This window comes from Frankia sp. KB5 (assembly GCF_002099325.1).
In the GTDB taxonomy this organism is placed as follows: domain Bacteria; phylum Actinomycetota; class Actinomycetes; order Frankiales; family Frankiaceae; genus Frankia; species Frankia casuarinae.
In genome coordinates this window covers 1-4,671 of the sequence record NZ_MRUJ01000159.1, presented here as the reverse complement: position 1 = coordinate 4,671, position 4,671 = coordinate 1, and the positions used below count along the sequence as shown (strand labels likewise).

4 protein-coding genes and 2 pseudogenes are annotated in these 4,671 nt (G+C 71.2%); 4 read left to right on the top strand and 2 right to left on the bottom strand.

Annotated features, from left to right (window positions below):
• Positions 1-165, bottom strand: a pseudogene (locus KBI5_RS15955) (molybdopterin dinucleotide-binding region); the annotation flags it as partial.
• 18 nt (positions 166-183) lie between these two features.
• Here KBI5_RS15955 and KBI5_RS27950 point away from each other — a divergent pair.
• Both KBI5_RS27950 and KBI5_RS15945 read left to right on the top strand, forming a co-directional pair.
• Positions 184-406 (top strand): annotated as a pseudogene (locus tag KBI5_RS27950) (molybdopterin dinucleotide-binding region); the annotation flags it as partial.
• Positions 407-745: 339 nt separating this feature from the next.
• The gene (locus KBI5_RS15945) at positions 746-1,312 is read left to right on the top strand and encodes a YceI family protein (protein ID WP_023841451.1); all 567 of its coding nucleotides are present in this window, start codon (positions 746-748) and stop codon (positions 1,310-1,312) included.
• Between the two features lie 122 nt (positions 1,313-1,434).
• Here KBI5_RS15945 and KBI5_RS15940 read toward each other — a convergent pair whose 3' ends face one another.
• Positions 1,435-1,791: a helix-turn-helix domain-containing protein gene (locus KBI5_RS15940; RefSeq protein ID WP_035733319.1), complete on the bottom strand. Its 357-nt coding sequence runs from the start codon at positions 1,789-1,791 to the stop codon at positions 1,435-1,437.
• A gap of 362 nt (positions 1,792-2,153) precedes the next feature.
• Here KBI5_RS15940 and KBI5_RS15930 point away from each other — a divergent pair, with 362 nt between their 5' ends.
• Positions 2,154-3,731 carry a N,N-dimethylformamidase beta subunit family domain-containing protein gene (locus KBI5_RS15930; protein WP_232235146.1) on the top strand — a complete coding sequence of 526 codons (1,578 nt, stop codon included), beginning with the start codon at positions 2,154-2,156 and terminating at the stop codon, positions 3,729-3,731.
• 234 nt (positions 3,732-3,965) lie between these two features.
• Positions 3,966-4,556, top strand: a complete 591-nt coding sequence (locus KBI5_RS15925; RefSeq protein WP_241882952.1) for a hypothetical protein — start codon at positions 3,966-3,968, stop codon at positions 4,554-4,556.
• Positions 4,557-4,671 lie beyond the last annotated feature (115 nt).

Sequence of the window (4,671 nt, the reverse complement as noted above, 5' to 3'; positions counted from 1 at the left end):
CAGCCGGCACGACCGCATCGCCGCCTCCGTCACCGCGGTGTCCGGGCTCGCGGCCACGAAGTTCCCGCCCATGCCGAGGAACACCCTCACCCGGCCGTCGCGCATCGCCCGGATCGTCCCCACCGCATCGAACCCGTGGCGGCGCGGCGGGGTGAAGGCGAACTCGGCCACCGACCGCTCCCCCACCGGCGGATCCGCGCCCACATCGCCCGGGTCGTCCCCGGGTTCACCGATTTACGAGGCGGGCCTGGCCGAGCTGGGGGGATTCCCGCTCCCGCACCCGCCGCGGGACAGCCGGACGTTCCCGACGCCGAGCGGGCGGGCCGCGCTGACGGTCAACACCTGTGAGGTGCTGCGGGTCCCGCCGGGACACCTGCTGTTGCAGACCGTCCGCTCCCACGACCGCGCCACCGCATGCCCCATCCCCGCCAGCCCCGCCGCCGCCGACGCCGGCTCCTCCACCCGCAGGTCGGCGTCCTCGTCACCGCCGGCCCCGGCACGCACCCCGGCCCCGGCACGCACCCCGGCCGCCGCTTCGAAAGCCTCACTCCGCCTACGCGACATGACTGACACCCCCATGAGGACAGGCACCGGCACCGGCATTGAACCGGTACCAACATTGAACCGACAGCGGGCCAGGGCCCCGCTACCCCTTGTCTTTCGTTAGCCGCTAATGTTTTGTAGGGGTACCGTTGCAGCCGCAACGGCCACCGCCCCATTAGTCGATCATCGACCTGGAGGTCCCGTGACCGCGCCATCCCCGTCCGACGTCGCTCCGCTGCCTCTGGCCGCCGGCACCTGGACGCTCGACCCCGCGCACTCGGGCGTGAACTTCCAGATTCGCCATCTCGGCGTCACCAACGTCCGCGGGCGCTTCGACACGTTCTCCGCGACGCTGTCGGTCGGCGACACCCTGGAGTCGGTGTCCGTCGGCGCCGAGATCGACCTGGCCTCGATCAACACCAACCAGCCCGACCGGGACGCGCACCTGCGTTCCGCCGACTTCTTCGACCTCGCGTCCCATCCGTCCATCACGTTCACCTCGACGTCCGTCACGGGCAGCGACGAGGAGTACGAACTCGCCGGCGATCTCTCGATCAACGGCGTGACCAGACCCGTCACCCTGGCGGTCGAGTTCTACGGGGTCGACACTCACCCCGTAGATGGCCGCGTCCGGTCCGGCTTCGCCGCGACGACCGAGATCCGCCGCGGCGACTATGGCATCACCTTCAACCTGCCGCTCGGTGCCGGCAGGCTCGCCCTCTCCGACAAGGTCAAGATCGAGCTCGACCTGCAGTTCATCGCCCCCTGATCAACCCGGCTCCCCAACCGGTCCCGCGCCGTCGCGAGCCCGCGCCCCGAGATCATCCGGGCTCGCGACGGAGGCCGCGGGCACCTCCACCGGCCCGGCAAGCCCCGGTCAGCAAGCCCCGGTCAGGGGGTCCTGGGACACGGCGGCTCCCCGCGCGCGACGAGATGCTCCTGCGCCCACACCTCCAGCTCGTGCAGCGCCGTGCGCAGCCCCTCGCCCCGCCGGGTGAGCCGATAACGCGTCGCCACCGGCGGCCCCTCGAGAACCTCACGCTCCACGAGGCCGGCCTGGACGAGTTCGGTGAGGCGGCCCGACAGCATCCGCTCGCTCACCCCCGGCACCAGCTTCGCTATCTCGGAGAACCTCGCCGGGCCAGCCATCAGCGTACTGATGATCAGACCGCTCCACCGCTTCCCCAGCAGCGCGAAGACCGGAGTCAGCGCCTGACAGCTCACGCCGTCCTCCGGCCTCGCAACCATCCGGTCATAGTAGGTGCCCGACGCATCACGGGTGCCTCGGCGCAGCGCAGGTCACGACGCAGCGCAGGTCACGACGCAGGACAGGGTCACGACGCAGGACAGGGTCACAGCGCGCTGGGCGGGTCCCCCGGGCCTGCGGCTACGGTTGACCCGCCACATCCTCGCACTGAGCCATCAGGTCGATCGGATAGCGATCCGGCACGGGAGCGAGGTGAAGATCGGGTAGGGACGGGGGCGGCTTGCGATCGCAGATTGCGTCGGGACTGCGGGTTACGTGGTGGTCGCGGCAGGACAGGCGCCCGACCGGCGGCCGCATCGTCCCCTCCGGCATCGTCCGGTCGGGCGCCGTGCGATCCCGTCCCGTGTCACCCCGTGTCGCGTTGACGGCCGTCGCGCTGGTCGGCCTGATCGGGCTGGTCGGCACCGGTTGTGACGGCTCATCGCCCGCGGCGGGTAACCGGCCGTCGGCCGGTACCGACGCGTCGGGCGGGTCCGGGAGACCCACGGAGCCGGACACGCCCGCCGGGTTCGACGTCAAGGCCGAAAACGCCCGGCCCGGCGCCGACTGCGGGCTGGCCCGGCTCGGCGAGGGCCACGCGGTCGAGGGCTGGCTGGACCGGGTCGGCGTCGACCCCGGTCAGCCCGTACGGTTGTTCGCCTCCACCACGGCGAGCCGGCTCGCCGTCTCGGTGTTCCGGATCGGCTGGTACGGCGGCCACACCTGCCGGCTCATCACCCGGCGGGAGGAGCTGCCCGGCCGGGTCCAGCCGTCGGCGGCGATGAACGCGACGACGAACACCGTGTCGGCCGCGTCGTGGGCCCCGACCGTGACCTTCGACACGGCGACGTGGCCGCCGGGCGACTACCTGTTCCGCCTCGACAGCAGCAACGGATTCCAGTCGTACGTGCCGTTGACGGTGCGCAGCCCGTCCGCGCAGGGCAGGATCGTGATCCTCAACTCGGTCACCACCTGGCAGGCGTACAACGCCTGGGGAGGCTACAGCCTTTACCACGGGCTGCGGGGTTTCGCCGACCGCGCCCGCGTCGTCTCGTTCGACCGGCCCTACGGCTACGGCGACGGTGCCGCGGACTTCACCGGGAACGAGGCGCCCCTGGTGACGCTGGCAGAGCGGCTCGGCCTGCCGCTCGCCTATGCCACCGACATCGACCTGCATGCCGAGCCGCGGCTGTTCGACGGTGCCCGCGCGGTGATCTCGCTGGGGCACGACGAGTACTACTCGCCGCGGATGCGGGCGACGCTGACCGCCGCCCGGGACGCCGGGGCGAACATCGCCTTCCTCGGCGCCAACGCCGTATACCGCCGGATCCGGCTCGCGCCCACGCCCCATGGGCCCGACCGGCTGGAAACGGGCTACAAGGTCGCCAACGAGGACCCCCTGTACGGGCGGGACAACAGCCAGATCACCGCGAACTGGCCGTCGCCGCCGAACGCCGACCCGGAGAGCTCGCTCACCGGCGGCATGTACCAGTGCAACCCGGTGCACGCCGATCTGGTGGTGACCAACCCCGGTCACTGGCTGCTGGCCGGCACGGGGCTGGCGGCGGGCAGCCGGATCCCGGGCATGATCGGGTCCGAATATGATCGCGTCGATCCCAACCGGCCGACGCCACAGATGATCGAAGTGCTGGCCCACTCGCCGGTGGCCTGCCACGGTCAGGCCGACTACTCCGACGTCAGCTACTACACGGCGCCGTCCGGGGCCGGTGTCTTCGACGCCGGCACCAGCGCGTGGGTGTGCGCCCTGCTCGATGTCTGCGGGCCGGGCGCCCATGGGGAGCCGGTGCAGCGGTTCGTCACCCAGGTCACCACCACCCTGCTGCAGGCCTTCGCCGCGGGGCCGGCCGGGCGGGTCCACCCCGCGGCCCGGTCCGTCCCGGCCGAGGCCCGCAGCACGCCGGTCACCGGCAGCGAACGCTGACCCGAAACCCCGTTGTGCCGCCGTCTGCCTGCCTGCCCACCTGCCCGTCTGCCTGCCTGCCCGTCTGCCTGCCTGCCCGTCTGCCTGCCTGCCCACCTGCCCGTTTGCCCCATCCGCTCCGATCCAGGGCCTACTCGTCTAGAGTCACCCATCGCACGCGTAACGCCGTAGATCGTTCGCCGGACATCCGCGATGCCGGCGAACGCTGTCGAAAGTAGGTAGTGGATGTCTTCGATGATCGCCAGACCGGCGGGCCGCGCATCACGATGGGGAATCGTCCTGCTGGTGGCGCTGCTCCCGGCCGTGCTGCTCGGGGCGTGCAACTCCTCGAACGGCGGCTCCAAGACCGTGCAGGGCGCCACGGCATCCAGCTCGACGGGCACCGACGACGACTCCGAGTACAGCGGTGCCTGCCMGACGGGCGGCAACAGCAGGGCCTTCGCCAAGACGCGGTTCGCGGTGCACGCGGGCCTCGCGCTCGGGGCCTTCCACCGGTACATCTACAAGCCGGCGAAGAACGGCGGCTTCCGATCCGGAGCCCCGAAACGGAAACGTACCTACGCCAAGGCCGCGGTCGCCGGCGTGTTCACCGTCCACGAACTCAAGGTCGCCAAGAAGTTCGCCCTGGCCAACCCGTCACTGTGCAACGCGGTGCAGTCAATCAGCGACAAGTTCAACACCCTCACCGGGAAGTTGAAGAACGGCACCGCGACGGATGCCGACATCAACTCCGAGGAGAACCTCTTCACCGCTTTCCAGCAGACCGCCGGACAGGCCGGTTTCGGCTTCACGGAGAAGAACGTCACGGTGCCCGGCGCCGGCTGAGTTCCGCTCCGCCCCGCCGCCCCGCCGCCCCGCCGCCTCGCCGTTCCGCCCGGCGGGCCCTGGTGGCGACCCGCGGACGATCGGCCCGGTCCCGCCAATCCGCCAATCATGCAGT

Bases quoted from the DNA above. Each gene is read 5' to 3' on its own strand.
- KBI5_RS15940 (WP_035733319.1), bottom strand. From the start codon at position 1,791: ATGGTTGCGAGGCCGGAGGACGGCGTGAGCTGTCAGGCGCTGACTCCG.